The 24,985-nt window shown below is 75.1% G+C and carries 22 protein-coding genes; 10 read left to right on the top strand and 12 right to left on the bottom strand.

The genetic code is table 11. From position 1 onward, the window contains the following. Positions 1-138 precede the first annotated feature (138 nt). On the top strand, positions 139-1,053 hold the full coding sequence (locus ACFO3M_RS09335) for an ABC transporter substrate-binding protein (RefSeq protein ID WP_387988307.1): 915 nt from the start codon (positions 139-141) through the stop codon (positions 1,051-1,053). Between the two features lie 10 nt (positions 1,054-1,063). On the opposite strand, the gene ACFO3M_RS09340 is transcribed toward ACFO3M_RS09335, so the two are convergent. Continuing rightward, positions 1,064-2,245 carry an acyl-CoA dehydrogenase family protein gene (locus tag ACFO3M_RS09340; protein WP_387988308.1) on the bottom strand — a complete coding sequence of 394 codons (1,182 nt, stop codon included), beginning with the start codon at positions 2,243-2,245 and terminating at the stop codon, positions 1,064-1,066. Between the two features lie 149 nt (positions 2,246-2,394). On the opposite strand from ACFO3M_RS09340, the gene ACFO3M_RS09345 reads away from it, so the two are divergent. Continuing rightward, a complete protein-coding gene (locus ACFO3M_RS09345) occupies positions 2,395-3,102 on the top strand; it encodes a hemerythrin domain-containing protein (RefSeq protein ID WP_387988309.1) in 708 nt (235 codons plus the stop codon). 108 nt (positions 3,103-3,210) lie between these two features. Here the strand turns inward: ACFO3M_RS09345 and ACFO3M_RS09350 are convergent, their stop codons facing one another. After that, positions 3,211-4,257, bottom strand: a complete 1,047-nt coding sequence (locus ACFO3M_RS09350; RefSeq protein ID WP_387988310.1) for a YihY/virulence factor BrkB family protein — start codon at positions 4,255-4,257, stop codon at positions 3,211-3,213. Positions 4,258-4,354: 97 nt separating this feature from the next. Beyond that, positions 4,355-5,872 carry an MFS transporter gene (locus ACFO3M_RS09355; RefSeq protein ID WP_387988311.1) on the bottom strand — a complete coding sequence of 506 codons (1,518 nt, stop codon included), beginning with the start codon at positions 5,870-5,872 and terminating at the stop codon, positions 4,355-4,357. Positions 5,873-6,072: 200 nt separating this feature from the next. Between ACFO3M_RS09355 and ACFO3M_RS09360 the strand changes: the two genes are divergently transcribed. Next, the gene (locus tag ACFO3M_RS09360) at positions 6,073-6,249 is read left to right on the top strand and encodes a hypothetical protein (RefSeq protein ID WP_387988312.1); all 177 of its coding nucleotides are present in this window, start codon (positions 6,073-6,075) and stop codon (positions 6,247-6,249) included. Between the two features lie 137 nt (positions 6,250-6,386). Here ACFO3M_RS09360 and ACFO3M_RS09365 read toward each other — a convergent pair whose 3' ends face one another. After that, on the bottom strand, positions 6,387-8,177 hold the full coding sequence (locus ACFO3M_RS09365) for an acyl-CoA dehydrogenase (protein WP_387988313.1): 1,791 nt from the start codon (positions 8,175-8,177) through the stop codon (positions 6,387-6,389). Positions 8,178-8,271: 94 nt separating this feature from the next. Here ACFO3M_RS09365 and ACFO3M_RS09370 point away from each other — a divergent pair, with 94 nt between their 5' ends. Together ACFO3M_RS09370 and ACFO3M_RS09375 are read left to right on the top strand one after the other, a co-directional pair. Further along, positions 8,272-8,742, top strand: a complete 471-nt coding sequence (locus ACFO3M_RS09370; RefSeq protein ID WP_387988314.1) for a hypothetical protein — start codon at positions 8,272-8,274, stop codon at positions 8,740-8,742. Beyond that, positions 8,739-9,914, top strand: a complete 1,176-nt coding sequence (locus ACFO3M_RS09375) for a zinc-dependent alcohol dehydrogenase (protein WP_387988315.1) — start codon at positions 8,739-8,741, stop codon at positions 9,912-9,914. The genes ACFO3M_RS09370 and ACFO3M_RS09375 overlap by 4 nt, the downstream gene beginning before the upstream one ends. Before the next feature lie 147 nt (positions 9,915-10,061). Here ACFO3M_RS09375 and ACFO3M_RS09380 read toward each other — a convergent pair whose 3' ends face one another. Together ACFO3M_RS09380 and ACFO3M_RS09385 are read right to left on the bottom strand one after the other, a co-directional pair. After that, positions 10,062-11,843 carry an MDR family MFS transporter gene (locus tag ACFO3M_RS09380; protein ID WP_387988316.1) on the bottom strand — a complete coding sequence of 594 codons (1,782 nt, stop codon included), beginning with the start codon at positions 11,841-11,843 and terminating at the stop codon, positions 10,062-10,064. Beyond that, entirely contained in the window at positions 11,840-12,376 is a 537-nt protein-coding gene (locus ACFO3M_RS09385; RefSeq protein WP_387988317.1) for a MarR family winged helix-turn-helix transcriptional regulator, read from the bottom strand. Before ACFO3M_RS09385 ends, ACFO3M_RS09380 begins: the two co-directional genes overlap by 4 nt. 296 nt (positions 12,377-12,672) lie before the next feature. On the opposite strand from ACFO3M_RS09385, the gene hrpA reads away from it, so the two are divergent. Then, positions 12,673-16,620 (top strand): ATP-dependent RNA helicase HrpA, encoded by a 3,948-nt coding sequence (hrpA, locus tag ACFO3M_RS09390; protein WP_387988318.1) that lies wholly within the window; start codon positions 12,673-12,675, stop codon positions 16,618-16,620. Here hrpA and ACFO3M_RS09395 read toward each other — a convergent pair. Further along, complete coding sequence (locus ACFO3M_RS09395; RefSeq protein WP_387988319.1) at positions 16,617-17,015, bottom strand: hypothetical protein; 399 nt, start codon at positions 17,013-17,015, stop codon at positions 16,617-16,619. The two genes, hrpA and ACFO3M_RS09395, sit on opposite strands and share 4 nt — an antisense overlap. Positions 17,016-17,223: 208 nt before the next feature. Between ACFO3M_RS09395 and ACFO3M_RS09400 the strand changes: the two genes are divergently transcribed. The 3 genes from ACFO3M_RS09400 to ACFO3M_RS09410 all read left to right on the top strand — a co-directional run bounded on the left by ACFO3M_RS09400 (position 17,224) and on the right by ACFO3M_RS09410 (position 19,264). After that, positions 17,224-17,604: an ATP-binding protein gene (locus tag ACFO3M_RS09400; RefSeq protein ID WP_387988320.1), complete on the top strand. Its 381-nt coding sequence runs from the start codon at positions 17,224-17,226 to the stop codon at positions 17,602-17,604. A 75-nt stretch (positions 17,605-17,679) separates the two neighbouring features. After that, positions 17,680-17,853, top strand: a complete 174-nt coding sequence (locus ACFO3M_RS09405; RefSeq protein WP_387988321.1) for a hypothetical protein — start codon at positions 17,680-17,682, stop codon at positions 17,851-17,853. 46 nt (positions 17,854-17,899) lie between these two features. Further along, positions 17,900-19,264 carry a cytochrome P450 gene (locus ACFO3M_RS09410; protein ID WP_387988322.1) on the top strand — a complete coding sequence of 455 codons (1,365 nt, stop codon included), beginning with the start codon at positions 17,900-17,902 and terminating at the stop codon, positions 19,262-19,264. Between the two features lie 10 nt (positions 19,265-19,274). On the opposite strand, the gene ACFO3M_RS09415 is transcribed toward ACFO3M_RS09410, so the two are convergent. Beyond that, positions 19,275-20,588, bottom strand: a complete 1,314-nt coding sequence (locus ACFO3M_RS09415) for a sulfate adenylyltransferase subunit 1 (RefSeq protein WP_387988323.1) — start codon at positions 20,586-20,588, stop codon at positions 19,275-19,277. 92 nt (positions 20,589-20,680) lie between these two features. On the opposite strand from ACFO3M_RS09415, the gene ACFO3M_RS09420 reads away from it, so the two are divergent. After that, a complete protein-coding gene (locus ACFO3M_RS09420; protein ID WP_387988324.1) occupies positions 20,681-20,911 on the top strand; it encodes a hypothetical protein in 231 nt (76 codons plus the stop codon). Positions 20,912-20,976: 65 nt separating this feature from the next. Here ACFO3M_RS09420 and cysD read toward each other — a convergent pair whose 3' ends face one another. The 4 genes from cysD to ACFO3M_RS09440 are packed head-to-tail and all read right to left on the bottom strand — an operon-like array spanning position 20,977 to position 24,952. Then, positions 20,977-21,903, bottom strand: a complete 927-nt coding sequence (gene cysD / locus ACFO3M_RS09425; RefSeq protein WP_387988325.1) for a sulfate adenylyltransferase subunit CysD — start codon at positions 21,901-21,903, stop codon at positions 20,977-20,979. 37 nt (positions 21,904-21,940) lie between these two features. After that, positions 21,941-22,666, bottom strand: coding sequence for an inositol monophosphatase family protein (locus tag ACFO3M_RS09430; RefSeq protein ID WP_387988326.1), 726 nt, complete (start codon positions 22,664-22,666; stop codon positions 21,941-21,943). Then, on the bottom strand, positions 22,663-23,376 hold the full coding sequence (locus tag ACFO3M_RS09435; protein ID WP_387988327.1) for a PaaI family thioesterase: 714 nt from the start codon (positions 23,374-23,376) through the stop codon (positions 22,663-22,665). The genes ACFO3M_RS09430 and ACFO3M_RS09435 overlap by 4 nt, the downstream gene beginning before the upstream one ends. Then, positions 23,366-24,952 carry a sensor histidine kinase gene (locus ACFO3M_RS09440; RefSeq protein ID WP_387988328.1) on the bottom strand — a complete coding sequence of 529 codons (1,587 nt, stop codon included), beginning with the start codon at positions 24,950-24,952 and terminating at the stop codon, positions 23,366-23,368. The genes ACFO3M_RS09435 and ACFO3M_RS09440 overlap by 11 nt, the downstream gene beginning before the upstream one ends. Between the last annotated feature and the right edge of the window lie 33 nt (positions 24,953-24,985).

Below are 24,985 nucleotides of genomic sequence, written 5' to 3' on the forward strand. Positions count from 1 at the left end.
CCGTGGCCGCCATGCCGCCCGATGCTGCCCCGGTTGCGCTCGCGGGACCATCGACCTTGGTCCCGAGCAGGGCTAGCGTGGCCGTCCCCGCGCCAGTCCGCCCGTGGGGCGCCGCCTCCTGCCCCGGGAGGGTCCGCGATGCGTCGTCGACCGCTCGCCGCCCTGCTCCTCGCCGCCCTGCTCCTCGCCACCGCCGTGCTGGGCGCCTGCGGCTCCCCGGCCGCGGACGCGGACCCGCCCGCCGACGGCGTCGTCCGGGTGGCGTCCTACGACTTCCCCGAGAACCAGACGCTCGCCGAGGTGTACGCCGAGGCGGTCCGCCGGGCCGGGTTCGAGGTGGCGGTGCAGCACGGCATCGGCACCCGCGAGGTGGTCTTCCCGGCGCTCGAGCAGGGCGTCGTCGACCTCGTCGTCGACTACCTGGGCACCGCGTCGGAGTTCCTGGAGGCCGGCGCGGGGACCGCGTCCCACGACCCCGCCGTCCTGCGGGACCGGTTGGCGGCCGCCGTCGCGCCGCGCGGGCTGACCGTCCTGGCCCCGGCCGAGGCCGAGGACCAGAACGGGTTCGTCGTGCTCACCGACACCGCCGCCCGGCACGGCGTGACGACGCTCAGCGGACTCGCCGCGATCGCGCCGCGGCTGGTGTTCGGCGGCCCGCCCGAGTGCAGCGAGCGGCGGTTCTGCCTGCCCGGGCTGCGCGAGGTCTACGGCATCGAGTTCGGCGAGGTGCGCAGCATGCCCTCGCGCGCGGCCACGGCGGAGGCGCTGCTCACCGGGCAGGTCGACGTCGGCATGCTGGAGACGACCGACGCCCGGCTGACCGACGCCTCGCTGCACCTGCTGCGCGACGACCGGGCGCTGCAGCCACGGGAGAACGTGGTGCCGCTCGTGCGGACCGAGGTGGCCGCCGAGGGCGGCGAGCCGCTGCGCGCCGCGCTGGACGCGGTCAGCGCCCAGCTGACGACGATCGACCTGATCCGGCTCAACCGGTTCGTCGCCGTCGACGGGCTCACCCCCGCCGAGGCCGCCGCCCGCTGGTGGGACGGCCGCTAGACGGAGGACCTCACGTGATGGCGCTGGTGCCGGTGATCGCGCGGCCGACGATGAGGCTGTTGACCTCGCGGGTGCCCTCGTAGGAGTAGATCGCCTCGGCGTCGGCCACGAACCGGCCGACGTGGTTCTCCAGCAGGATCCCGTTGCCGCCCATGAGCTCCCGCGCCCAGCCGACGGTCTCCCGCATGCGCATCGTGCTGTAGCCCTTGGCCATCGAGGCGTGCTCGTCGCGCAGCATCCCGCAGTCCTGCAGCTGGGACGCCCGCGCGCACAGGGCCGCCGACGCGGTGATGTTGCCCAGCATCCGGAACAGCAGGTCCTGCACCAGCTGGAACGAGGTGATCGGCCGGCCGAACTGCTCGCGGCCCAGCGCGTAGCGCAGCGCGTGCTCGTAGGCGCCGCGCGAGCACCCGACCGCCGACCACGCCACGCTCACCCGCGTCGCCCGCAGGACGTTCGCGGTGTCGCGGAAGGAGTTGGCGTTCTGCAGCCGGTTCTCCTCCGGCACGCGGACGCCGTCGAGGGTGATGTGCGCGTTCTGCACCGCGCGCAGCGCGATCTTGTCCTCGAGGTCGACGGCGCTGAAGCCGGGCGCCGGCGTCTCGACGACGAAGCCGAGCACCCGGTCGGTGTCGACGTCGCGCGCCCAGACGACCACCAGGTCGGCGAAGCTGCCGTTGCCGATCCACTTCTTCTCCCCGTCGAGCACCCACTCGTCGCCGTCGCGGCGGGCGGTGGTCTGGATGCCGCGGGCGACGTCGGAGCCGTGCTCGGGCTCGGTGAGGCCGAAGGCGCCGATCCGCTCCATCCGCGCCATCGCCGGCAGCCAGCGCTCCTTCTGCTCCTCGGAGGCGCACAGGTGCAGGGTGCCCATGGCCAGGCCGCCGTGGACGCCCATGAAGGTGGCCACCGAGGGGTCCCCGCGGCCGAGCTCCATCGACACCATGCCGTCGAACAGCGACGAGCGGCCGGGGGAGCCGTACCCGGAGTACTGCGCCCCCGCGATGCCCAGCTCGGCCAGGCCCGGGATGAGCTCCCGGGGGAACTGCGCCCGGGTCCAGTACTGGTTGATCACCGGCTCGACCTGCTCGTCCATGAACGCGCGGACGCGCAGGAGGGTGGCCCGGTCCTCCTCGTCGAGGAGGGCCTCGAGCTCGTAGAAGTCCGACGTGACGGTGGGCCGGTCGGCCATGGCGCTGCCTCCTCCGGGTACCGGGACCCCGCTGTCCCGTGGGTCCGGCCTACCCCCGCCCCCGGACGGCAACCGGGGCGGGCGGCATGGCGGCGGGCCGATCGGGGCAGGACCGGCGGATCCGACCGCACACGTCCCGAGGAGGGCCCGTGCCCCGTTCCATCGCCGACCAGACCGAGGACGAGCTGGGAGGTCCCGGCAGCGTCCTGGTCCGTCAGCGGAAGGACCACGTCGAGCTCGACCGGCTGCTGCACGAGCTCGACGGCACCACCGGGCGCGCGCAGGAGGAGGTGCTGACCCGCATCGACCGGCTGGTGTTCAGCCACGCCTTCGCCGAGGAGACCGTGCTCTGGCCGGTGATCCGCCGGGTGCTGCCCGACGGTGACGAGCTCACCCGGCGGGTCGAGATCGAGCACCAGGAGGTCAACGAGCTGGTCGCGGCGCTCGAGGAGGGCGGCCCCGACTCCCCGGAGCGGCCGGCCCGGCTCGCCCGGCTGGTCGAGGTGCTGCGCGAGGACGTCCGCGACGAGGAGGACGTGGTGTTCCCCCGGCTGCAGGAACGGCTCGACCCCGCCGAGCTGCGCCGGCTGGGCCGCCGGTGGGACCTGATGCGCCGGATCTCGCCCACCCGCGCGCACCCGACGGTGTCCCGCCGCCCGCCGGGCAACGCGCTGTCGGGCCTGCCGCTGTCGCTGCTGGACCGCAGCCGCGACGTCGTCGACACCCTGGTCCGGCGGGCGCCCGCCCCGCTGGCCCCGGCCGGTCAGGCGGTCAGCCGGGGGCTGGCCGCGGTGGCCGCCGCGATCGAGCGCACCCCGCCGGCCCGCCGCGGCGACGGCCCGCCCACCGCACGCTGAGCACACGACGAGGGCCCCCTCCCGGTCCCGGGAGGGGGCCCTGTGGTCGGCCTCCCTGCGGGGGCCCGCCGCGAGCGGAGCGAGTGGCGGGGGCAGGGAGGTCCTTCCTCAGTGGGTGTTGCGGGGCTTGGGCTCGGCGCGGGCGTCGAGCTGGATCTCCTTGTCCGCCCCGGGGACGCCCTCCTTGAGCTCGGTCGTCCGCTCCTTCTCGGCGTCGAACTCGATGCCGAACAGCAGGGCCAGGTTGATCAGCCAGAACCAGATCAGGAAGACGACGACGCCGGCCAGCGCGCCGTAGGTCTTGTTGTAGCTGCCGAAGTTGGCCACGTAGAAGGCGAAGGCGGCCGAGGCCAGGACCGCGACGAGGATGGCCACGCCGGCACCGGGGCTGATGAACCGGAAGCCGCGCAGCTTGACGTTCGGCGTGGAGTAGTAGAGGACGGCGATCATCAGCGCCAGGACCACCAGGATCACGGGCCACTTGACGACGTTCCACACGGTGAGCGCGGTGTCGCCCAGGCCGATGGCCGAGCCGACGGCCTCGACGACCGGGCCGCTGAGGACCAGCATCGCCACGATGACGGCGGCGAACAGGATGCCGATCAGGGTGATCAGCAGCTGCAGCGGCTTGAGCTTCCAGATCTTGCGGCCCTCGGGCGTCTCGTAGACGACGTTGGACGCGCGGGTGAAGGCGCCCACGTAGCCCGACGCCGACCAGATCGCGAGGGCGAGACCGATGACGAGACCGAAGCCGGCGGTGCTCTGGTTGCCGGCGACCTGCTCGATGACCGGGCCCATCGTGTCCGCGGCGCTGGCGGGGACGACGGTGGTCAGCGCGTCGGTGAGCTGCTGGGGGGTCGTCAGCAGGCCCACGATCGACGTGAGCGCGATCAGCGCCGGGAAGAGCGCGAGGACGCCGTAGTAGGTCAGCGACGCCGCCCAGTCGGTGAGGTTGTCCTCGCTGAACTCCTTGACGGTCCGCTTGACCGTGCCGAAGAAGGTCGGCGTGGTGTCCGTCCCGCGCGGCGCGTTGTCGAAGCGGGTGGAGTTGACCTTGTCGTCGTGCGGCGCGGGGTCACCGGCGGTGTTGCCGGAGAAGCGTGCCGGCTTCGCCGTGTCGGTGCTCGCGGCGCGGGAGCCGTGCGGGCGGGCCATGGTCGTCCTCCGGATCTGGGCGGGTGGATCGGACCGTGGGTTCCCCGGACGGGACGCTTCCATGCGCGCGGTGATCATCCCGGCGCGTCGCGGGGTGTCAGCGGATGCCGGAGACGGGGGACCACTCGCCGGCGGCGGCGGTCGCCCGCTCGACGTCGTGGAGGTCGTCGGGGTCCGGCGGCCCGCTGCGCCGGGCCTGCACCATCCCGGCCAGGCTGACCAGGGCCACCGCGGCCGCCGCGCCGGCGCCGAGCAGGGCCACCGTGGTGAACCCGGAGGCCCGGGGCAGGCCGGTGGCCGGGTCGAGGGTGGCGCCGAGCAGCGCCACGGTGAGCGTGCTGCCCACCGCCTGCCCGAGCGAGCGGGCGATCGAGTTGACGGCGTTCGCGACGCCGGTCTCGCCGCGCCGCACCGCCTGCACCACGAGGGTCGGCAGCGCCGCGTAGGCGACGGTCACCCAGGCCTGCGACAGCAGCCCCGCGACGACGACCAGCGCCGGCTCGGACCGGCCCAGGGCGAACACGACGAACCCGGCGACGCCGGCGACCGCCCCGGTGAGCAGGGTGGGCAGCGCCCCGATCCGGTCGACGACCTTGCCGGCCAGCGGCGCCAGCAGGATGCCGACCACGCCGCCGGGCAGCAGGTAGACGACGGCGGCCTCGAGCACCGGCGCGCCGAACCCGTAGCCGGCCACCTCGGGCGGCGTCTGCACGTACTGCATGACGACGAGGAAGGAGACGAACAGCCCGATGCCGGTGGTGAGGCCGGCGAGGTTGGGCACCAGCATCCGCGGGTCGGTGAGCAGCGCCGGGCGCACCAGCGGCTGGGCGCGGCGGCGCTGCAGCAATACCCAGCCGGCGAGGACGGCCAGCGCGCCGGCCGCGCAGCCGAGCGTCGGCGGGGAGGTCCACCCCCAGGTGTTGCCCTGCGACACCGGCAGGAGCAGGAGCACCAGCCCGACGCCGAGGACGACGGCGCCGAGCCAGTCGACCCGCCCGCTCGCCGTCGCGGTGCGGCGGGGGAGCAGGACGGCGCCGAGCACCAGGGACAGCAGCGTGACGCCCAGGCCGATCCAGAACGGCCGGTGGTAGTCCCCGCCGTCGCCGGTGAGCAGGCCCGCGGCGACCAGGCCGACGACGCCGCCGACGCCGAGGGTGCTGCTGACGACCGACATCGCCACGCTCAGCCGCTCCGGCGGGAGCTCGCGGCGCAGCACGCTGATCGACAGCGGGAACAGCCCGTAGGAGGAGCCCTGCAGGACCCGCGCCACCAGCAGCAGCGGCAGCGAGCGGGTGACGACCGCCAGCAGGGTGCCGAGCGCGACCGCGACCAGGATGCCGAGGATGACCGGCCGCTCGCCGCGGGTGTCGCCGAGCCGGCCGAGCACCGGGGTGAGGACCGCGGCGGCCAGCAGGTTGGCGGTGAGCACCCAGCCGGCCGCGGCCGGCGAGACGCCGAGCTGCTCGCCGATCGGGCCGAGCACCGGGACCACGAGGCTCTGCAGCAGCGAGAGGGTCGTGACGCCGAGTGAGAGGGTCAGGACGAGCAGCGCCGGCCGCGTCCGGGTGGGCGGGGTCCCGGTGCCGGAGGGGGAGACCTCGGCACCTGCGGACACGCCTCGATGACACCACGCGCCGGACCCGGGGGCGCACCGGGCCGGGACGGCCCCGACGGGTGAAGTCGGTCACAGCCTGTCAGGTGAACAGTGCGTAGCGACGATTGAGAGGGCGGTTCGCGGGGGACACAGTCCCCAGAGACGAGCCGCCGGGCCCGCCGCCCGGCCGGCGTCACGAGACGAGCAAGGGGACGTTCGAGATGCTTCTGTGGCCTGCAGTCACCCTGGTCGGGTTCCTGGTCCTGACCGCCTTGGTGATCGCGATGGGCACCTCGACCACGGCACGGTACGAGCGCGAGCAGCGGGCGGCCGCCCGCCGCGAGACCGCCCAGGCCGGTGCCACCGTCGAGGCGGTGGGGATGGCCCGGGCGGCCTAGTCGGAGGACCCCCTCGCCCCCCGCGACCTGCGAGCTCGCGGCGGGACCCCACGAGGGGGGCCGCCCCGGACGACCCGCGCCCCGCCGCTCCTCCCGGAGCCGCGGGGCGCGAGTGCGTCCAGAGGTGGGCAGTGCGTCTAGAGGTGGGCATCGGGGGTGTCGAGCACCGTCCGGTCCAGGGACTCCAGCAGGTCCAGCCAGGTGTGCACCCTCGGCAGCTCCCAGTGCTGGAAGTACCGCGCCGCGGCGCGCTTGCCCTCGTGGAAGTCGCCGGTCTCGTCGCGCGTGGCCAGCGCCTGCTCCAGCCACAGCCAGCCGACGACGGTGTGCCCGGCCGCGTCGAGGTAGGCGCTGGCGTTGGCCAGGGCCAGCGCCGGGTCGCCGGTGCCCCACAGGGTGCCGGTCACCGCGACGAGCCGGGCGACGGCGGCGTCGACGTCCGCGGCCAGGTCGGCGAACGGCGTCCCGGCCGCCCGCGCCGTCGTCGCCGCGATCGTCTCGGCCAGCAGCCGCAGCCCGGCGCCGCCGTGCATCGTCACCTTGCGGCCGAGCAGGTCCAGGGCCTGGATGCCGTTGGTGCCCTCGTGGATCGGGTTGAGCCGGTTGTCCCGGTAGAACTGCTCGACCGGGTAGTCGCGGGTGTAGCCGTAGCCGCCGTGCACCTGGATGGCCAGGTCGTCGGCGACCGGCCCCCACTGCGAGGGCCACGCCTTGGCGATCGGCGTCAGGGTGTCGAGCAGCAGGTGGGCGCGGCTGCGGTCGTCCTCGGTCTCGCCGGTCTTCTCCTCGTCGACCAGGCGGGCGCAGTACAGCCCCAGCGCCAGGCCGCCCTGCGCGTAGCTCTTGGCGGCCAGCAGCATCCGGCGGACGTCGGGGTGGTCGACCAGCCGGACCATCGGCGACGACGGGTCCTTGCTGCTCGCGGAGCGGCCCTGGGTGCGGGTGCGGGCGTACTCCAGCGCGTGCAGGTAACCGGTGTAGCCGAGGACGGTCGCGCCCATCCCGACGCCGATCCGCGCCTCGTTCATCATGTGGAACATGTAGGAGAGCCCCTTGTGGGGCTCTCCTACGAGGTACCCGACGGCGCCGGCCCGGCCGCCCGGGGTGTGCACGCCCTCGCCGAAGTTGAGCAGCGTGTTCGTCGTCCCGCGGTAGCCCATCTTGTGGTTGAGCCCGGCCAGGACGACGTCGTTGCGCTCGCCGAGCGACCCGTCCTCCTCCACCAGCACCTTGGGCACGATGAACAGCGAGATGCCCTTCACGCCGGCCGGGCCGCCGGGGATCTTGGCCAGCACCAGGTGGACGATGTTCTCGGTCAGCTCGTGGTCGCCGGCCGAGATCCACATCTTGTTGCCGGTGAGCCGGTAGGTGCCGTCGTCCTGGGGCTCGGCGCGGGTGGTGATGTCGGCCAGCGAGGACCCGGCCTGCGGCTCGGACAGCGCCATCGTGCCGAACCAGCGGCCCTCGAGCATCGGCCGGACGAAGCGGTCCTTCTGCTCCTGCGAGCCGTGCGCGAGCAGCAGCCGGGCGTTGCCCATGGTCAGGAACGGGTAGCTCGAGGTCCCGACGTTGGCCGCCTTGAACCAGGCGAACGCCGCCTGCCCGACGGTCTGCGGCAGCTGCATGCCGCCGTACTCCTCGTCGAAGGTCCCGGCCATGATCCCGGACTCGCGGAACACCGCGAGCGCCTTCGCGACCTCGGGGATCATCTCCACCCTGCCGTCGACGAACCGCGGCTCGTTCTCGTCGGCCTTCCGGTTGTGCGGCGCGAAGTGCTCGGTGGCGATCTGCTCGGCGAGCTCCATCACCGCGTCGAACGTCTCGCGCGAGTGCTCGGCGAACCGGGGCCGCTTGGTGAGCGTCTCGACCTCCAGCCACTCGTGCAGGAGGAACTCCAGGTCGCGGCGGGACAGGATGAGCGAGGACACGACGGCCTCCACGGACGACGGCGGCGGGAGAGCCGGGCGCGCGGCCCGACCGGCCCACGATAGGCCGGACGCCGGGCCGGGTAGCGAGCGCCGCATGGACCTGAACCAGCTGATCGGCCGGGCCACCGGCCTGGCGAGCGGGGCCGGCGCCACGCTGCTGAGGCGGTTGCAGCACGTGCGCGTGCCCGGGGCCGGCCAGGCCTCCGCCACCGACGACCCGGAGGTCGCCGCCCGGCGGTGGCGGGCGGTCACCGTGCTGCGGGAGCCGGGGGAGGTGTCGGCCGCGCTGCCCGCGCCGCTGGCCGCGCTCGGCGACCGCGTCGAGGTGCGCACGACGCCCGCGCCGGGCGACCGCGGCACCGAGCTGGCGGCACGCTTCCGCGGCACGCCCACCGAGGACGAGGTGGGCGAGCTGCGCGCCGCGCTGCGCGAGTCGAAGGCGCTGCTGGAGGTCGGCGAGGTGCTGCGGATGGAGCCCCAGCCGCACGGGAGGCGCGCGGCCACCCCGCAGGGCGCCGCGCTCGAGGGCGCCGCGCAGGCCGCGCCGAAGGAGGGCGTGCTGTGAGGGCCGCGACCTGGACCGGCGTCAACGAGGTCTCGGTGGAGACCGTCCCCGACCCGACGATCCTCAACGACCGCGACGTCGTCCTGCGGGTCACCCGGACGACGACGTGCGGCTCGGACCTGCACCTGCTCGGCGGCTACATCCCCGCGATGCGCGTGGGCGACGTGCTCGGCCACGAGTTCATGGGCGAGGTCGTCGAGGTCGGCCCGGGCGTGCGCGACCGCCGCGTCGGCGACCGCGTCGTCGTCAACTCCTTCATCGCCTGCGGCAACTGCTGGTACTGCCGGCAGGAGCTGTACTCCCTGTGCGACAACGGCAACCCGAACCCCGGCATCACCGAGGGGTTGTGGGGCCAGAGCCCGGGCGGCTGCTTCGGCTACTCGCACGCGATGGGCGGCTTCGCCGGATCGCACGCCGAGTACGTCCGGGTGCCCTACGCCGACGTCGGCACCTTCCTCGTGCCCGAGGGGGTCGGCGACGACCGCGCGCTGTTCGCCTCCGACGCCGTCTCCACCGGGTGGATGGGCGCGGACCTGGCCGGGACGAAGCCCGGCGACACGGTGGCGGTCTGGGGCGCCGGCGGGGTGGGGCAGATGGCCGCCCGCGCGGCGATGCTGCTCGGCGCCGAACAGGTGGTCGTCATCGACCGGCTGCCCGAGCGGCTGGAGCAGGTGCGGCGGCACGTGGGCGCCGAGGTGGTCGACTACTCCACCACCGACGTCATGGCGGAGCTGCGTGAGCGCACCGGCGGCCGCGGTCCCGACGTCTGCATCGAGGCCGTCGGCATGGAGGCGCACAGCACCGGCGTGCAGGGCGCCTACGACCAGCTCAAGCAGCAGCTGCGGCTGCAGACCGACCGGCCGTCGGCCGTCCGCGAGGCGATCATGGCCTGCCGCAAGGGCGGGAGCGTCTTCGTGCTCGGCGTCTTCGCGGGGCCGGTGGACAAGTTCCCGCTGGGTGCGGCGATGAACAAGGGCCTGACGCTGCGCGGGGCGCAGGTCCACGGCCAGCGCTACATGCCGCGGATCCTCGAGCACATGGCCCGCGGCGAGCTCACCACCGAGCACCTGGCCACGCACGTGATGCCGCTGGAGGACGCCCCGCGCGGCTACCGCATGTTCAAGGACAAGGAGGACGGCTGCGTCCGGGCGGTCTTCCTGCCGAACGGCTGAGGCGCTCCTGCCGGGACGACCACCGGGTGCGTGCACGGGACACGTGCCGGCACGCCGGCCGGCCGTGCACGCGTCCGGTGGTCGACGGCCCGGAGACGGCGAGAGGCCCCTCCCCGCGCGGCGCGGGGAGGGGCCTCTCGCCGTCGGTCAGCCGCGGTGGCGGCCGCCGGTCGCGGCCTCGCCGGGGCGCCCGACCGGGGGAGCCGTCGACGTCGGCGCCGCGGCACCGGCGGCCTCGGCCACCTGCCGGCCGGCGTCGTCCCCGGTGGGCTCGCCGGCGGTCTGGCGGGCGGCCTGCTGGGCCTGGATGCCGGACTGGTCGCTCAGCGCCAGCTGCGGCAGGAACAGGAACACGAAGAACCCGAGCGCCACCACGCACGCGGCGATGAGGAACACCAGGTCGATCGAGTTCGAGAACCCGGTCTTGAACGGCGCCGCGAGGAACGACGGCAGCGTCTGGATGAAGGAGGTGTCCGACAGGTCACCGCCGCCCTGCAGCTGACCGCTCTGCACCGCCTGGGCCACGCGCGGGTCGGACGCCGCGGCCGAGGTCACGGCCGACTCGATGTCCACCGGCAGCCGGCTGAACAGCACCGACAGGAAGACCGCGGTGCCGATCGTGCCGCCCATCTGCCGGAAGAACGTCACCGACGAGGTGGCCACGCCCATCTCCCGCGGGGACACGGCGTTCTGCACGGCGAGGATCGTGGGCTGGAAGTTGAAGCCCAGGCCCAGGCCCAGCAGGACCATGAACGGCACCAGCGTCCACACCGAGGTGTCGGCGTCGACGACGAACGACATCGACAGCAGCGCGACGGTCATGAACACGATGCCGACCAGCGGGAAGACCTTGTACCTGCCCGTCCTCGAGATCGCGATGCCCGAGCTCATCGCGCCGGTCATGATGCCGGCGACCAGCGGGATCATCTGCAGGCCGGCGACCGTGGCGCTGGAGCCGTGGACGATCTGCAGGTACTGCGGGAGCAGCAGCAGGCCGCCGAACATGCCCGCGCCCATCACCACGCTGCCGACGCCGACGACGGTGAAGCTGCGGTTGCGGAACAGCCGCAGGGGCAGCAGCGCCTCGTCGCGGTAGGCCCGCTCGGCGAGGAGGAACAGCACGAAGCCGACGGCGCCGACGACGTAGCAGGCCACCGAGCGGGTCGAGCCCCAGCCCCAGATGCGGCCCTGCTCGGCGACGATCAGCAGCGGCACCAGGAAGGTCACCAGCGCCAGCGCGCCGGGCCAGTCGATGCGGTGCTCCCGCCGCTCGTGCGGCAGGTGCAGCACCCGGAAGACGGCGGCGAAGGCGACCAGGCCCAGCGGGACGTTGACGTAGAAGATCCAGCGCCAGCCGTCGATGCCGAGCAGCGAGCCCTGACCGGCGAAGAACCCGCCGATGACCGGGCCCAGCACGCTCGAGGTGCCGAAGACGGCCATGAAGTAGCCCTGGTACCGCGAGCGCTCCCGCGGCGGCACGATGTCGCCGATGATCGCCAGCGCCAGCGACATCAGGCCACCGGCGCCGATGCCCTGGACGGCGCGGAACGCGGCGAGCTCGTACATCGAGTTCGCCAGGCCGCAGAGCATCGAGCCGACGACGAACACGGCGATGGCGAACAGGTAGAACGGCCGCCGGCCGTAGATGTCGGAGAGCTTGCCGTACAGCGGCGTGGCGATCGTCGAGGTGATGAGGAACGCCGTCGTCGCCCAGGCCTGCAGGTCGTAGCCCTGCAGGTCGTCGGCGATGGTGCGGATCGCGGTCGCGACGACGGTCTGGTCGAGGGCCGCGAGGAACATCGCGACCATCAGGCCGACGATGATCGTGAGGATCTGGCGGTGCGTGAAGGCGCCGGAGGAGTCCGGTGCGGCCGCCGCGGCGCGGGCGCCGCCGCGCCCACCCGTGGGGTGGGCGGTGGTCTGGCTCATGGCTTCTCTCTCGGTACGGGGAGTGCGGAGGGGGAGCGGGGGTCGGACGGCAGCGCTGCCGTCAGGTCGTCCAGCAGGCGTCCGAAGAGCCCGGTGAGCGTGGCGAGGTCGGCGTCGGACCAGCCGGTGAGCATCCCGGCGAGCTGGGTGGCGCGCTCCTCGGCCAGCCGCTCGACGGCGGCCCGGCCGGCGTCGGTGACGACGAGGCGCGTGGCGCGGCCGTCGGTCTCGTCGGCCACGCGCCGCACCAGGTCGTGCTCGACCAGCCAGGCCACGTGCCGGCTGACCGTCGACGGGTCCGCGTGCACCAGCTCGGCCAGCGCGCTCTGCCGCTGTGGCCCGAGCCGGGCCAGCGGGAAGAGGAGCACCAGCGCCGCGCGCTCGCGGCCGTCGGCGGCGGACGGGAGGCTCTTGAACGCGTGCACCAGGCGCATGAAGCGCGGCATCTGCTCGGAGAGCCGGCGGACCTCCGCTGCGCGCTGCGGCGACGGCGCGGCCGAGGGGCCGGCGTCACGGGACGCGGACGGGGGCACGGCGGACTCCGGAGGACGGGAGGAGTGGATGCATGCACGGTACAAATGCGTGCGCGCTACACGCAACCAGTTGCACCGTACATGCATCGTGACGTGAGCGACACGGCGTCCGGCTCCGGTACCCGCGCGTGCCGGTCGCTGCACCTCCCGCGGGAAGGAACCGGCGTGCCGGCGCGTTGCACCCGCTGGCCCAGCAGCCCCGGACCTCCGGTGGCGCGGGTCGCACCTGCGATCCTGGGGGCGGTGGCCCCGGTCGCCACCCGTCCCCGCACCCTGGAAGAGAGTCGAGCGCGCCCGTGACCGCGACCCTCGCGGACCTCCGGTCCCGGCTGGCCGCGCTGGCCCTCGACGACGAGCACCGGCTCGGCCGCCGGCTCGAGGGCCTGCGCCGCACCCGCGACGAGGCCGCGCGCGAGCGGGCCCTGGGGAGGATCGTCACCGACGTCGCCGCCGCCGAGGAGCGCATCGCCCGCCGGCGCGCCGCCGTCCCGGCCGTCACCTATCCCGAGCAGCTACCGGTCAGCGCCCGCCGCGACGACATCGCCGCCGCCCTGCGCGAGCACCAGGTGGTCGTCGTCGCCGGCGAGACCGGCTCGGGCAAGACCACCCAGCTGCCCAAGATCGCCCTCGAGCTCGGCCGCGGCGTCCGCGGGCGGATCGGGCACACCCAGCCGCGGCGGATCGCCGCGCGCACGGTGGCCGAGCGGATCGCCGAGGAGCTCGGCACGCCGCTGGGCGGGGCGGTCGGCTGGAAGGTGCGCTTCACCGACCAGGTCGGCGACGGCACGCTGGTCAAGCTCATGACCGACGGCGTGCTGCTGGCCGAGATCGCGCACGACCGGCTGCTGCGCCAGTACGACACGATCATCGTCGACGAGGCGCACGAGCGGAGCCTCAACATCGACTTCCTGCTGGGCTACCTCGCCCAGCTGCTGCCGCGCCGGCCCGACCTCAAGGTCGTCATCACCTCGGCCACCATCGACGTCGACCGGATCGCCAAGCACTTCAGCGTCGACGGCGCCGAGGTGCCCGTCGTCGAGGTCAGCGGCCGCACGTACCCGGTGGAGGTCCGCTACCGGCCCGTCGTCGACCCCGACGACCCGGACGCCGACCCCGACCGCGACCAGGTCACCGCCATCGGCGACGCCGTCGAGGAGCTGGCGCACGAGGGCCCGGGCGACGTCCTGGTCTTCCTCGCCGGCGAGCGCGAGATCCGCGACACCGCCGACGCCCTGACCGAGCGCTTCCCCGGCGTCGAGGTGCTGCCGCTCTACTCCCGGCTGTCGGCCGCCGACCAGCACCGGGTGTTCCAGCCGCACACCGGCCGCCGGGTCGTGCTGGCCACCAACGTCGCCGAGACGTCGCTGACCGTGCCCGGCATCCGCTACGTCGTCGACCCCGGCACCGCGCGCGTCTCCCGGTACAGCGCGCGCACCAAGGTGCAGCGGCTGCCCATCGAGCCGATCAGCCAGGCCTCGGCGCGGCAGCGCTCGGGCCGCTGCGGCCGCGTCGCCGAGGGCGTCGCGATCCGGCTGTACACCGAGGACGACTTCGACGCCCGGCCGGAGTACACCGACCCGGAGATCCTCCGCACCAGCCTCGCCTCGGTGCTGCTGCAGATGGCCGCGCTCGACCTCGGGGCCGTCGAGGACTTCCCGTTCGTCGACCCGCCGGACCGGCGCGCCGTCGCCGACGGCCGGGCGCTGCTCGAGGAGCTCGGCGCGCTGGACGACGCCGGCCGGCTCACCGAGACCGGGCGGGCGCTCGCCCAGCTCCCGCTCGACCCGCGGCTGGGCCGGATGGTCGTCGAGGCCGACCGGCGCGGCGTGCTGGAGGAGGTGCTCGTCGTCGCCGCGGGCCTGACCGTCCAGGACCCCCGCGAGCGGCCCACCGAGCACCAGCAGGCGGCCGACCAGATGCACGCGCGGTTCGCCGACGAGCACTCCGACTTCCTCACGCTGCTCAACCTCTGGCGGTACCTGACCGAGCAGCAGGAGGCGCTGTCGGGCAGCGCGTTCCGCCGCACGGTCAAGCGCGAGTTCCTCCACTACCTGCGCATCCGGGAGTGGCAGGACCTGCACGGCCAGCTGCGCAGCACCGCCCGCCGCCTCGGGATGACCCCCGGCTCGCTCGCCGCCGAGCCCGACGAGCGCGGCATCACCACCGCGCTGCTCGCCGGCCTGCTGTCGCAGGTCGGCCTCCAGGTGGAGGACACCCGACGGAAGGACGGCGACCGGCGGCGCGGCGGGCGCGAGTACCTCGGCGCGCGCGGCGCCCGGTTCGTCATCGCCCCCGGCACCCCGCTGGCGAAGAGGCCGCCGCGCTGGGTCGTGGCCGCCGAACTGGTGGAGACCAGCCGGCTGTTCGCCCGCACCGTGGCCCGCGTCGACCCGGACGACGTCGAGCGGCTGGCCGGCCACCTGGTCAAGCGCGAGTACTCCGAGCCCCGCTGGGACGTGAAGCGCGGCTCCGTCGTCGCCACCGAGCGGGTCACCCTGTACGGCCTCCCGCTCGTCGTCGGCCGGCGGGTGCAGTACGGCTCGATCGACCCGGTCGTCTCCCGCGAGCTGTTCATCCGGCACGCCCTCGTCCAGGGCGAGTGGACGACGCACCACCGCTTCTGGGCCGACAACCAGCGCGCCATCGAGCGGGTCGCCGAGCTGGAGGAGCGGGCCCGCCGCCGGGACATCCGGGTCGACGACGAGACGCTGTTCGAGCTCTACGACGCCCGCATCCCCGCCGACGTCGTCTCCACCCGGCACTTCGACCGGTGGTGGAAGCAGGCCCGCCGCGAGACGCCGGACCTGCTCACCCTCACGCCGGAGATGCTCACCGACGCGGCCGCGGCCGGGCAGGTGGACCCCGCGGACTTCCCGGACGAGGTACCGCTGACGCAGGGGCTGACCCTGCCGCTGTCCTACGCCTTCGCCCCCGGCGCGCCGGAGGACGGCGTCACCGTCGACGTCCCGCTCGCGGTGCTCGACACCGTCGCCGAGCGCACGTCGGGGGAGTCGCTGGCCTTCACCGTCCCCGGCCTGCGCGAGGAGCTGGTGACGGCGCTGCTGCGGACGCTGCCCAAGCAGCTGCGCCGGGCCCTGGTGCCGATCCCCGACCGGGTCCGCGAGGTGCTGCCGCACATCAGCCCCACCGAGCCGCTGCTGCCCGCCCTGGAGCGCGAGCTGCGCCGGGCCGCGGCCGTCGTCGTCCCGCCGGACGCCTGGCGCCCCGCCGAGGTGCCTGCGCACCTGCGCGCCACCTTCCGGGTGCTGGACGACGAGCAGCGGCCGCTGGCCACCGGCAAGGACCTGCAGGCGCTGCGCCGCGAGGTGGCCCCGGCCGGCCGGGCGAGCCTGGCCCGCGCCGCCTCCGACCTGGAGCGCACCGGGCTGACCGCCTGGACGATCGGCGAGCTGCCGCGCACCGTCGAGGTCCGCCGCGGCGGGCACGTGGTCACCGCGTTCCCGGCACTGGTCGACGAGGGGGCGACGGTCGGCGTCCGGGTGGTGGCGACCGAGGCCGAGGCCACGCGGCTGACCTGGCGCGGCGCCCGGCGGCTGCTCGTGCTCGCGGCCGGCTCGCCCACCCGGCAGGTGGTCAAGGGGCTCTCCCCGAAGAGCCGGCTCGCCCTGCAGTTCAACCCCGACGGCGAGATCCCCGCGCTGGTCGACGACTGCGTCGACGCCGCGGCCGACGAGCTGCTCGCGGCCGCCGGCGGTCCGCCCCGCGACGAGGCCGCCTTCGGCGCACTCGTGACGACGGCGCGGCAGCAGCTGCTGCCGCTCACCCAGGACGCCGTGCGGCGGGTCGAGGCGGTGCTCACCCAGGCCCGCGAGGTCGCCGTCGCGATCGGCGCGGCGCCCGGGCGCCGGGTGCCCGAGGCGGCGGTCGCCGACCTGCGCCGCCAGATGACCGGGCTGCTGCACCGCGGGTTCGTGGCCGACGCCGGCCGGCGGCGGCTGCCCGACCTGGTGCGCTACCTCGAGGGCATGGCCCTGCGGCTGGAGAAGCTCCCGGCCAACGCGGTGCGCGACGCCCTCTGGGCGGACCAGGTCGCCGCGGTCACCGCCGAGTACGAGCAGCTGCGCCGGGAGGTGCCGCCCACCGGCGCCCCCGACGACCCGGTCGCCCGCATCCGGTGGATGGTCGAGGAGCTGCGCGTGGGCCTGTTCGCCCAGCAGCTCGGCACGCCCCGGCCGATCTCCGAGCAGCGCGTCTACAAGGCCATCGACGCCCTGACCGCCTAGGCCGTCCCGGCGTCCCGTCCGGCGGGGCCCGGCTGGTCCCGGAGCAGGGCCGAGATGCGCTGGCGGGTGACGCCGAACATCGCGGCGATCCGGTTGATGCTCACGTGCTCGGCCTGCAGGGCGCGGGCCTGGGCGCGGCGCCACGTCGACCCGGCGCCGGCCAGGGCGCCGAGGACGGTGGTGATCCGCTCGACGACCAGCGGGCGGGACTCCTCGGTGACGATGTCGAGCCAGCTGTCCCCCGAGCGGCGCTGGGAGAGCAGCTGCTCGGCGCGGGTCCGGGCGTCCTGCAGCTCGGCCGCGCACCGGTCGATCTCGCGCACCAGCTGCTCGAGGGCGGCGACCGCGTCGTCCCCGGCTGCCGGCGGGACGGTCACCGACGGTCCTGTGGTCACGGGGCCTCCTGACGTCACCGGCGGGCCCGCGCCCGCGATCGGTCGTGCACGATCCTACGGAACGGCCGTTGCGTGCAACAGGTGTGACGTGCAACGGCGACGTGCATGCAACGGGGGTTGCGGAACGACGTCCCCGCTGGGACGGTGGTCCTCGGCTCGATGGCGCACAACCGGCTGGGCCCCCGGTGGCCGGTCACCAGGGAGCGACATGTCGGTACTCACCGCACGGGTGGACCTGCCCCCGGCACCCCGCAGCGTCCCCGTCGCCCGGCACGTGGCCCGCGAGACGCTGCGTGCCTGGCAGGCGCCCCAGGACGCCGACGACGTCGCCCTCCTGGTCACCGAGCTGGTGGCCGACGTCGTCGACCACGTCGGGGGCGGGAGCGTGCTGTCCCTGGAGCTCGAGTACTCCGACGGCTGGCTGCGCATCGCGGTGTCCGACGGCTCGGGCGGGCGCCCCGTCGTCGGCGAGCTGCGCGGCGACCAGCCCCGCGGCCGCGGGATGCAGATCGTCGACGCCATCGCCGACTCCTGGGGCGTCGAGGACGTCGACGGCGGCAAGCGCGTCTGGTTCGTCCTCGGCGCGTGAGCGGGGCCGGAGTTTGACCACGGGGGTCGTCGGGGAGGGCTGGAGGGACCGAAGCCGTTCGACGGAGGAGACGGGATGAGCGAGCCCACCAACGACACCGAGGCCGCGGGCGAGGGCCTGTCCGACGAGGAGATGGTGCAGACCGTCGCCGACCAGACCGACAGCGCCTCGGGGCACGCCTACAAGGCCGGCAAGGACTGGGACGGCGACGCCAGCCAGGCGCCCGCGCCCCCGGACACCGAGTCCTGAGCTGACACACTGCCTCTCGCCCGGCGCCCGCCGGGCGGGAGGTGCTGTGACGACGACGTCCCCGCGGCCGGACCGGACCGCTGCCGACCCCGCGACCCCGTCCGCGACGGCGCGCCTGCTGCGCCCGGCCCGCACGGCCACCCGCTACGCGCTGGGCCACGGCCTCCCGGCCCTGTACCTCGCGCGCGCCGCCCGCCGGGGCGACCCGGTCGGCCGGCTGCTGCGCGACCCGGCGGCCCGCGAGGACCCCTTCGGCCTCTACGAGCAGCTGCGCGCCCGCGGCCCGCTGTCCGGCAGCGCACTGGGCCCGGTCACCGCCTCGCACGCCGTCGCCACCGCGGTGCTGCGCTCGGACGCCGCCGGCGTGGGCTGGGACCGGTCCCGGGCGCCGGCCCTCGTCCGGTGGGCGCTGCGCTTCGGCGACGAGCTCGACGCCACCGGCGTGGCCGAGCCGCCGTCCATGCTGGTCACCGACCCGCCCGACCACACCCGCCTGCGCCGGCTGGTCAGCCGCGCCTTCACCCCGCGCGCGACGCTGGCCTCCGAGCCGATGGTGCGGCGCACCGCCGAGGCGCTGCTGGACCGGCTGGCCGGCCGCGACGACGTCGTCGACCTCGTCGGCACCTACGCCGCGCAGCTGCCGGTGCTGGTCATCGCCGACCTGCTCGCCGTCCCTGCCGGCCGCCGCGAGGACTTCCTGCGCTGGGGCGCCGCCGCGGCCGCCACCCTCGACCCCGGCCTGCCGCCGCGCCGCTACCTGGCCGCCGAGCGCGCGCTGCGCGCCATGCACGCCTTCCTCCGCGGGCACTTCGCGCGGCTGCGGGCCGACCCGGGCGAGGACCTGGTCAGCCGGCTGGTCACCCTCCCCGGCGACGAGGCGCTCACCGAGCGCGAACTGCACGCCACGGTGATGCTGCTGCTCGGCGCCGGGTTCGAGACCACGGTCAACCTGCTCGGCAACGCCGTCGTGCTGCTCGACGCCCACCACGAGCAGTGGGACGCCCTGCGGGAGGACCCGGCGGGCTGGGACGGCGCGGTGGAGGAGGTGCTCCGCCACGACAGCCCGGTGCAGCTCACCGGCCGCAGCACCACCCGCGACACCGAGGTCGCCGGCGTGGCGCTGCCGGCCGGCGCGCGGGTGACCCTGCTGCTGGGCGCGGCCAACCGGGACCCGGCGGTGTTCACCGACCCCGCCCGCTTCGACGTCACCCGGTCGAACGCCCGCGAGCACCTGGCGTTCTCCGGCGGCGTCCACTACTGCCTGGGCGCGGGCCTGGCCCGGCTGGAGGGCGTCGTCGGGCTGCGGACGCTCAGCGAGCGGTTCCCGCGGCTGCGGGTGGCCGGCCGCCCGGTCCGCCGCGACCTGCGGACGCTGCGGGGCTTCGAGGTCCTCCCGGTGCGGCTGGGGTGAGGGCCCCTCGTCAGCGGTGCGGGGGGAGCATCCCGGCGCCGACGGTGGCGTTGGTGGCCTCGTCGACCAGGATGAACCGGCCGGTGACCCGGTTGCTGTTGTAGTCGTCGACGAACAGCGGCTGCGTGGTGCGCAGCTTGACCCGGCCGATGTCGTTGAGGCCGAGCTCCGTGGCCTCGAGGTCGCGGTGCAGCGTGTTGACGTCGAGCCGGTAGGTCAGCTCCTTGACCACCGCGCGCACCGAGCGGGTCGTGTGCTTGACCGCCAGCCGCTGCCGTGGCCGCAGCGGCTCCTCGGCCATCCAGCACACCAGCGCGTCGAGGTCCTGCGTCACCTGCGGCACGTTGCCCGGCCGGCAGATCAGGTCGCCGCGGGAGACGTCGACGTCGTCGGCCAGGCGCACCGTCACCGCCATGGGCGGGAAGGCCTCGGCGACCGGGCCGCGCGGGCCGTCGACGGCCGCGACCGTCGTGGTCAGGCCGCTGGGCAGGACCTGCACCTCGTCGCCGGGGCGGAGCACGCCGCTGGCCACGGTGCCGGCGTAGCCGCGGTAGTCGTGGTGGGCGTCGGACTGCGGCCGGATCACGTACTGCACCGGGAAGCGGGTGTCGACGAGGTTGCGGTCGCCGGCCACGTGCACGTGCTCGAGGTGGTGCAGCAGTGACGGCCCGCCGTACCAGGGCGTGTTGTCCGACCGGGTCACCACGTTGTCCCCGTGCAGCGCCGAGATCGGGACGACGGTCAGGTCGTGGATCGACAACTTCGTCGCGAACGCGCTGAACTCGTCGCGGATGCGCTCGTAGACGTCCTCGGACCAGTCGACGAGGTCCATCTTGTTGACCGCGACGACCAGGTGCGGCACCCGCAGCAGCGAGGCGAGGAAGGCGTGCCGGCGGCTCTGCTCGACCAGGCCCTTGCGCGCGTCGACCAGCACGATCGCCAGGTCCGCCGTCGAGGCGCCGGTGACCATGTTGCGCGTGTACTGCACGTGGCCGGGGGTGTCGGCCAGGATGAACGTCCGCCGCGGGGTGCTGAAGTACCGGTAGGCGACGTCGATGGTGATGCCCTGCTCGCGCTCGGCGCGCAGGCCGTCGGTGAGCAGCGCCAGGTCGACGTAGTCGCCCTTGCTGGCCCGCTCGATCGCGGCGTACTGGTCCTCGAACACGGCCTTGCTGTCGTAGAGCAGCCGGCCGATGAGCGTGCTCTTGCCGTCGTCGACCGAGCCGGCGGTGGCGATGCGGAGGATGTCCTTGCGCGCCGTCGCGATCTCGGCCGCCTGCTCGGCGGCGGGGGAGTGGACGTCGACGGCGGACAGCTCGGACATGACCCCCATCGTCCCAGCCGCCGCACCGCGGCCCGCGATCGGGGACGCTGGTGTGAGCGGGACCACCCGGCACCCGCGGGGAGGAGCGGTGCGTGGGCGGCTTCGTGTTCCTCGTCCCGGTGCTGCTGGTCGTCGTCGCGGGGTACGCGCTCGGCTACGTCGTCGCGGAGGCGCTCGGGGTCGCGGCGCCCGAGGCGGTGGCCTGGCCGGCGGGCCTGCTGCTGCTCGCCGTCACCGTCGTCGTCCTGCTGCGCCACCGCCGCCGGCGGCGCGCGCGAGCGCGCGGCCTCCCTGCAGGGGGCCGCCGACAGCGCGGTGACTAGCCGGAACGGCCCCGGTGCAGGGGCCCGCGCCGGGCGGACCGGGGCGTGGGGGCACCGAGGCCCTCCTAGAAGTAGCCCTCCTTCTTCCGGTCCTCCATCGCCGCGTCGCTGACCTTGTCGTCGCCCCGGGTGGCGCCGCGCTCGGTCATCCGGGTCACCGCCACCTCGGCGATGACCTCCTCCACCGTGCGCGCCTCCGAGCGCACCGCCGCGGTCAGGTTGGCGTCGCCGACGGTCCGGTAGCGCACCGTCTCGCGGAACACCCGCTCGCCCTCGCGCGGGCGGACGAACTCGTTGACCGCGTAGAGCATCCCCTGCCGCTCGACCACCTCGCGCTCCTGCGCCAAGTACAGCGGCGGGATCTCGATGCCCTCCCGGGCGACGTACTGCCAGATGTCGAGCTCGGTCCAGTTCGACAGCGGGAACACCCGGATCGACTCGCCCAGGTGGATGCGCCCGTTGTAGAGGTCCCACAGCTCCGGCCGCTGGTTCTTCGGGTCCCACTGGCCGAACTCGTCGCGGAAGGAGAACACCCGCTCCTTGGCCCGCGCCTTGTCCTCGTCGCGCCGCGCGCCGCCGAACAGCGCGGTGAACCCGTGCTCCTCCACCGCCTCGAGCAGCACCGGCGTCTGGATCCGGTTGCGCGAGCCGTTGGGCTCCTCGCGGACCAGGCCGCGGGCCATCGCGTCGGGCACCGAGGCGACGACGAGCTCCACGCCCAGCTCGGCCACCCGCTTGTCCCGGAACTCGAGGACGTCGGGGAAGTTCAGGCCGGTGTCGACGTGCATGACCGGGAACGGGATCCGCGCCGGCGCGAACGCCTTGCGGGCAAGCTCCAGCATGACGATGGAGTCCTTGCCGCCGGAGAACAGCAGCACCGGCCGCTCGAGCTCGGCGGCCACCTCCCGGATGACGTGGATCGACTCGGCCTCGAGCGTCTCCAGCTGCGTGAGCCGGTAGTCGGGGGTCGTCACCCCACCAGTGTCCGTCACGGGGTCGAGCCCCCCGGCCCGGCCCCTCGGCCGGCGCTCAGCGCACGGCGGCCAGGAGGTCCGCGGCCAGCTCGGGGCGGCACACCAGCAGGTCGGGCAGCGAGGGGTCGGGCTCGTTGTAGCGCAGCGGCGACCCGTCCAGCCGGACCGCGGTCAACCCCGCGGCCAGCGCGACGGCGACCGGCGCCGCCGAGTCCCACTGGTACATCCCGCCGGCGTGCACGTAGGCGTCGACCTCGCCGCGGACCACCGCGGTCACCTTGAACCCGGCCGAGCCCAGCGGCACGAGCTCCCCGCCGACCGCCGCCGCGGCCGCGTCGGCCTGCGCCGGCGGCCGGGTCCGGCTCACCGCGATCCGCGGCGGTCGGGCCACCGGCGGCGGCAGGGCCGGCGCCGGGTCGGTGACCAGCACCTCCCCGACGGCGGGCAGCGCGACGGCGCCGGCGCCCAGCGTCCCGCGCACCCACAGCGCCACGTGGACGGCGAAGTCGGACCGCTCCGTCTCGCCGTACTCGCGGGTGCCGTCGAGCGGGTCGACGATCCACACCCGGCCGGCCTCCAGCCGGCTGCGGTCGTCGGCCGCCTCCTCGCTGAAGACGACGTCGTCGGGGCGCTCGGCGGCGAGGACGGCGGTGATCGCCTCCTGGGCCGCGGCGTCGCCGGCGTCGCCGAGGGCGCGGCCGGTCAGCCCGCCGGAGCGCAGGCCGGTCAGCACGTCCGCGGCCGCCCGCGCGGCGGCCGCGGCGACCTCGACGTCCCTCACTCCCCGGCTCCCGGGGCCGTGGCGTCGGTGGGACGCGAGGGCGGGGCGTGCCGGCCGGAGGCGTCGGTGACCCGCGCGAAGTACTCGGCGCGCAGGTCCTCCCGCGGCAGCACGAACACCGCCCGCGCCTCGACCAGCGGCCGGTCCGGCGCCTCGGCGAGCGCGATGGTGCCGGTGACGACCGACTTGCGGCCGCCGGCCTCGGTCACCCGGCCGCGGCAGACGACCGGGGTGTCCAGCGGCACGGGCCGCCGGTAGTCCAGCTCGAGCCGGGCGGTCATGCCCCACAGGCCCGCCCGGATCGTGGCCGCACCCAGCACCTGGTCCATCACCAGGCCGCTCATCCCGCCGTGCAGGAAACCGGGCGGCCCCTCGTAGGCGAGGCCGAAGGACACCTCGCCGACGACGCCGCCGGGCTCCTCGCGCAGCCGCAGCGGCGGGGCGAAGGCGCTGCCGACCCCGGCCACCGGGTTGTACACGCGCCGGAACCGCACCGGGTCGTCGAGCGCCGGCAGCTGCCCCGGCGGGCGGACGGCGGCGGTGAGCCGGCCGGTGGCCGTCCGCACCGCCGCGGCGACCTCCTGCAGGTCCGCGGCGGGGACCGCGGTGCGCACCGAGGCGTCGACCAGGCCGCGCAGGGCGTCGCCCAGGTCGGCGACCGCGCTCATCAGCGCCGCGTCGTAGGGGGCTCCTCCGCTGTCAGTGCTCACCCGCGGACGGTAGCCCCGCGGGCCCGGCCGGCTGCCCGCGGGGACCGGCGGGCGCGGGCCCGGGTGCCGCCCCGGGAGCGCCGCCCGGGACGCGGGGCAGCCCGGGGCCCGAGCGGGGCAGCCGGACGGTGAAGACCGCGCCGCGGCCGGGCGCGGTGTCCAGGGAGACCTCCCCGTCGTGCGCGGCCACCAGCGACGCCACGATCGACAGGCCCAGCCCCGTGCCACCGGCGGCGCGGCTGCGCGAGGCGTCGGCCCGGTAGAAGCGCTCGAACACCCGGGCGGCGTCCTCGGGCGCCATGCCCGGGCCCTCGTCGGCCACCCGCAGCACCACCACGTCCTCGCCGCCGCTGGTGTCCTCGCCGATCGAGACGGTCACCCGGGCGGTCTCCGGCGTGTGCACCAGCGCGTTGGTCACCAGGTTGCCCACCACCTGGCGCAGCCGCGCCTCGTCGCCGAGGACCACCGGCACCTCGGTGAGCGAGTCGTCCAGGTGCAGGCTGACCGGCCGGTCCGGCTGCAGGACCCGCGCGTCGTGCACGGCGTCACCGGCGACCTCGGCCAGGTCGACCGGCGCGATGGACAGCGGCCGCTGCAGGTCCAGCCGCGCCAGCTGCAGCAGGTCCTCGACCAGGACGCCCATCCGGCCGCCCTCGCTCTCGATGCGCTGCATCAGCCGGTCGGTCTCCTCCGGGCTGGTGACGGCGCCCTGGCGGTAGAGCTCGGCGAAGCCGCGGATGGAGGTCAGCGGGGTCCGCAGCTCGTGGCTGGCGTCGGCGACGAACCGGCGCATCCGCTCCTCGGACGCCCGGGCCTGCTCCTCCGAGGCCTGCTGGGCGCGGAACGCGTCCTCGATCCGGGCGAGCATGCCGTTGAGCGCCTGGGACAACCGGCCGACCTCGGTGCGGCCGTCGCCCGGCGCCACCCGCTGCGTCAGGTCGCCGGCGGCGATGGCCTGCGCGGTGCGCTCCACCTCCGCCAGCGGGCGCAGGCTGCTGCGCACCAGCCAGTACCCGGCCACGCCCAGGGCGACCAGCACCACCAGGCCGACGACGATCTCGATGGCCACCAGCCGCGCGATCACCCGGTCGTCGCGGTCGAGGTCCCCGCCGACGACGAGGACCAGCCCGCCGCGCAGCTCCGCGGCCGTGACCCGCCAGGACGTGTCGCCGTCGCCGGAGGCCACCGTCTGCGCGAGCGACCGGCCGGGGCCGCCGTCCTGGGGCGGGCCGCCGGGGGCCGCGGCGCGGGCCGCGATCGCGGCGACGTCGTCGGCGTCGAGGGCGGGCAGCGCGTCCTCGTCGTCGGGGCCGGAGAGGACCACCGGCTCCGCGTCCCCGGGGATCAGGCAGGCCACGTAGGTGTCGGGGGCCAGGTAGCGCTGGCGGCTGCCGAACAGGCAGTCGGTGAGGTAGTCCTGGGAGCCGGCCGTCTCGCGCAGCGTGCTCTCCAGCTGCTGGTCCAGCTGGGCGACCAGGTAGCGCTTGAGCAGCGACGTCGCCGTCACCCCGGTGGCGACCAGCGCGAGGGTCACCAGGACCAGCAGCATCGCGACGAGCGTGATCCGCAGCGGCACCCGCGGGAGTCGGGGACCGCTGCGGAGCGCCGC

Origin of the sequence: Geodermatophilus arenarius, assembly GCF_042654585.1 — a bacterium.
Classification (GTDB): Bacteria; Actinomycetota; Actinomycetes; order Mycobacteriales; family Geodermatophilaceae; genus Geodermatophilus; species Geodermatophilus arenarius.

Coding starts and splice junctions, on each gene's coding strand:
- ACFO3M_RS09335 (WP_387988307.1), top strand. CDS start 139: ATGCGTCGTCGACCGCTCGCCGCCCTGCTCCTCGCCGCCCTGCTCCTC.
- ACFO3M_RS09340 (WP_387988308.1), bottom strand. CDS start 2,245: ATGGCCGACCGGCCCACCGTCACGTCGGACTTCTACGAGCTCGAGGCC.
- ACFO3M_RS09350 (WP_387988310.1), bottom strand. CDS start 4,257: ATGGCCCGCCCGCACGGCTCCCGCGCCGCGAGCACCGACACGGCGAAG.
- ACFO3M_RS09360 (WP_387988312.1), top strand. CDS start 6,073: ATGCTTCTGTGGCCTGCAGTCACCCTGGTCGGGTTCCTGGTCCTGACC.
- ACFO3M_RS09370 (WP_387988314.1), top strand. CDS start 8,272: ATGGACCTGAACCAGCTGATCGGCCGGGCCACCGGCCTGGCGAGCGGG.
- ACFO3M_RS09380 (WP_387988316.1), bottom strand. CDS start 11,843: ATGAGCCAGACCACCGCCCACCCCACGGGTGGGCGCGGCGGCGCCCGC.
- ACFO3M_RS09400 (WP_387988320.1), top strand. CDS start 17,224: ATGTCGGTACTCACCGCACGGGTGGACCTGCCCCCGGCACCCCGCAGC.
- ACFO3M_RS09405 (WP_387988321.1), top strand. CDS start 17,680: ATGAGCGAGCCCACCAACGACACCGAGGCCGCGGGCGAGGGCCTGTCC.
- ACFO3M_RS09415 (WP_387988323.1), bottom strand. CDS start 20,588: ATGTCCGAGCTGTCCGCCGTCGACGTCCACTCCCCCGCCGCCGAGCAG.